Annotated in this window: 5 protein-coding genes and 1 pseudogene; all 6 read right to left on the bottom strand. The window is 60.6% G+C overall.

Translation table 11 applies throughout. From position 1 onward, the window contains the following. Positions 1–452 precede the first annotated feature (452 nt). Positions 453–731, bottom strand: a complete 279-nt coding sequence (locus AU509_RS17625; protein WP_244200980.1) for a hypothetical protein — start codon at positions 729–731, stop codon at positions 453–455. Between the two features lie 32 nt (positions 732–763). Further along, positions 764–1,081 carry a hypothetical protein gene (locus tag AU509_RS17620; RefSeq protein WP_026741167.1) on the bottom strand — a complete coding sequence of 106 codons (318 nt, stop codon included), beginning with the start codon at positions 1,079–1,081 and terminating at the stop codon, positions 764–766. Then, the gene (locus tag AU509_RS17615; protein ID WP_085651239.1) at positions 1,078–1,713 is read right to left on the bottom strand and encodes a hypothetical protein; all 636 of its coding nucleotides are present in this window, start codon (positions 1,711–1,713) and stop codon (positions 1,078–1,080) included. Before AU509_RS17615 ends, AU509_RS17620 begins: the two co-directional genes overlap by 4 nt. Beyond that, positions 1,703–2,338, bottom strand: coding sequence for a transglycosylase SLT domain-containing protein (locus tag AU509_RS17610; RefSeq protein WP_085651238.1), 636 nt, complete (start codon positions 2,336–2,338; stop codon positions 1,703–1,705). The genes AU509_RS17615 and AU509_RS17610 overlap by 11 nt, the downstream gene beginning before the upstream one ends. Positions 2,339–2,340: 2 nt before the next feature. Continuing rightward, positions 2,341–2,684, bottom strand: a pseudogene (locus AU509_RS17605) (putative holin). 470 nt (positions 2,685–3,154) lie between these two features. Next, positions 3,155–3,400, bottom strand: a 246-nt coding sequence (locus AU509_RS18350) for a hypothetical protein (RefSeq protein WP_217809668.1), incomplete at its 5' end; no start/stop codon positions are given.

The raw sequence follows: 3,400 nt of genomic DNA, 5'->3' as shown, positions 1-3,400 counted from the left end.
GGTGGACTGGTGACTGGTGACTGGTGACTGGTGACTGGTGACTGGTGACTGGTGACTGGTGACTGGTGACTGGTGACTGGTGAGAGCAGCATTTGAAATGTCGCCAGAAAATAACAGCGATTGAGCAGGTATCAATCCCACGCCCATCCGTCGGGTTCAGGCGACAACAACCTGAACAAATAGAGATACCGACTATCAGCCGTCGGGTGCTGGCGACAAAACCCTAAGCAAACAGAGACATCGATATCCAGCCGTCGGGCGCTGGCGACAAAAGCCCGGAGAAAAGGGAGACAACCGCTTTCAGCCGTCGGGTTTAAACGACACAGGCCAAAATAGACGAACACATCAGCATGACGTTGTCGGAGAATAGCGACAGTGGAAAGTGTGGAATGACGTCGCCGAATGAAAAAAGCGTCTCCACGACGAAGACGACGCGCGGAGACGCTTGAGGTTTAGTCGTGCCAATATTTGGTGGGGTGAGCGATGCCGGGCAGGCTGTCGACCGTATAGTCGACCAGATCCGCGCCAAGGCGGGTCAGGCTCACAGTCCCGCTGCCATATGGCTCTGGTTTGACCGAGACCGTATGGCTTTCGGTCAGATAGTCCAGCGCCCTACGCAATTCGGGCGCTGTCACATCGGGATATATCCCGCGAATCACCTCCAGCAGAAAAAACAGGCTGACGGGATACGGCCGCGCACGGCTTAGCGTCACCAGGACATGCCAACGCATGGACTCCTGACGCAATCGAGACATTTCCACCGCTAGGATCTCCCATGCTGTTGCACCAGCTCCAACTTGTTGTAGAGCGCGTCGAGCTTGGCTTCAATCACCGTCTGTCCGCGAATGTAGTCCTCACGGCGGACGTAGTTCAGCGGCAGATCGGCCTTGAACGCCATAAACTCGCGCTCCAGACTGTTGAGGTCGCCCATGCTGGTCCTGAAACTGGTGTCCAGCGCCAGGAACTGCTCGGCCTGACGCTTCTCCATTTGGGCAAAAAACATCTTCGCGACGGCGAAAACGAAGCCCATGAAGGAGAGAAGCAGGCCGACCAGCGTCCAGAATTCAATCTCGACCTTCATCTCTCCAGCCCCGCGATATAGTCCAGCAGCGCATTCACCTGGGCGGCGAGCCGTCGATAGGCGGCGCCGGTTTCAGTGGCGTGAGCGAGGAGATCGCGTTGGGCGACGCCGGAATCGCGTAGCCGGGGATCAACGGCGGCAACGGCTCCGGACGCGCTGCCAGCGCGGCGGGCAGCGGCGGCGGGGTTTCCCGCATCGGCGGTGAGGGAAGACAGGCCGTAGGCGGCGTTGTACTGCTGCACGAAGCCAGCAGTAAACACGCACTCGATAGCGTGACTCTGGCCGCGTTCATCTTGCCAACGATGGGTAACATCATCAATTTTCCTCTGTAGCTGTTGATGGGTGCGACGCAGGTCGGAGACGGTGGCGAGATAGCGCTTTTCCGCCTCCGCCGCTGAAACAACCTGCTCTTGATAGCGCTGCTGCCAGGCCGTCAGGGCCTCGTTATCCTCTTCGGCCTGCGCCAACAGCGCCTGCTCGTGACGGTTTTTCAACTCGCTCAGCGCCAGTTCGCCGTCGCGGGCGGCCTGAGCGTGTCCGCGCGTATAGCCGTTGTAGTACAGGCCAAAGGCCAGCAGCAGCACGAGTGCGAAAGCGCCGAGCCAGCGCCAGGGGATCAGATTAGTGAACACAGCTGGCCCCTCCCCAGGTCAGGTAGCGCGGCGCCAGTTCCATCAGGATGCGCTGCGGATAGTGGCGATTTTCCCGGAAGTTGGCCGCGCTGCGACCCGCGTTGACGCCGGCGATGTGGGAGAACCAGCGCTGGCCGTTCAGCCCGCGCTTCTCCGCCAGACGCCGGTCGCGCTGCACCCAGCCGAGTCCGCCGTTGTAGGCCGATAGCGTCATCGCCATGCGTTCGCAGGCGTCGTCGCCGCGCAGACGTTCCCATAACCAACGGTCGTAGTGCGTCAGCGCCCGGATGGCCCAGCTTGGATTAAAGGGTTGATTAGTCTTGAGTTCGGGCATGATGCCGCTGACCCAGTCGGCGGTGGCGGGCATAAACTGCGCCAGCCCCTGCGCGCCGACGGGCGACACCGCCTGCGGATTCCAGCCGCTCTCCTGATGCAGTTGGGCGGCGAAGTCGGCCACGGGCGCAGACAGCCCCCACTCCAGTCGAGCGCTGCGGATCAGCTCGCTGCGATAGCGCTGCGCGGCGGCAGGCGCCTGATCGTCAGCGCGAGCGGAGCGCGGAGCGCCCGCCCACGACGCCAACAGCAGCGCGGACAACAGCAGGCCCACGGTTTGTGGCGACAACATGATTACAACCCCGTCGCCACAGACAGACACACGGCCGCGACGATAATCGCGCGACGCAGCAACACGGCGGCGAATACCTGCTCGGCACCGGCCCGCACCGGATAATGCCCCCGCGCCATCTGCTCCGGATCGTGCTCCAGATACTGCCCCAACGAGGCCTTCGGGAATAACGAACGATCCAGCCAGTAGCCCAGCACCGCCGCCAGCGTAATCAGCGAGATCTTGTAGATCACCACCGACAGCTGCTGCGGCGACACCAGCGCGATCAGCCTAGCAGCAGCAGCGCCGTCAGTTGCCAGCCCAACAGGCGTTCAAGCCGCATGATGCGGCGTTTTTTACTTTGCATAACAGTCTCCTTGAGAAGTGAAATACACACAGCATTACGGAGACGATCGGGGGGAGATTGTAAACGAGATTATAGCGTCCATACCCTTGCAGGCCGCGTGGCTCAAGGGTTGGCGTTGTTCAGAGCGGAAGGAAAATCATCAGAAATTCAAATCGAGGGATGCGAAAAACAGGCTCTGGAAGTGAAAACCGCACAACGTCCAAAGCGCTCAACATCGGGCAATCACGATAGACCACCGCCGGCGCTATTTGCCCGTCTTCAAAAGACGACACTCACGACACCGGCGCACTCTGCCCGCATAAAAAAAGCGACAATCGCGACACCGACGCCACCTGCCCGCATAAAAAAAGCGACAATCGCGACACCGACGCCACCTGCCCGCATGAAAAAAGCGACAATCGCGACACCGACGCACTCTGCCCGTATCGGAAAGGCGACACTTGCAATATCACAACGAGTCCGGCCAGTTTTTACACAACGGCCAAGCGTAGACGCTCGAATAAAAATCCGCCAGCGACGTCTTCGCCCTTTTCTGTTTTCCTACCGGCGGACGCGATCTTGTCCCTGATGTCGACATCGCCCTGCGCGCGTCCGTCGGGTATGCCCGAAAGTCGGCGCAGGGATGATCGAGAGGGCGCGCGGCCTGACGTCACGCTCTCCCGGCGGCGCTCGGTCCGCTCGCGGACGCCACAGGGATTCAGCGTTCGCGCGACACA

Source organism: Lonsdalea britannica (assembly GCF_002111595.1).
GTDB classification, from domain to species: domain Bacteria; phylum Pseudomonadota; class Gammaproteobacteria; order Enterobacterales; family Enterobacteriaceae; genus Lonsdalea; species Lonsdalea britannica.
Note: the sequence above shows the minus strand (reverse complement) of the source record. Positions and strands in the feature narration are given on the sequence as shown.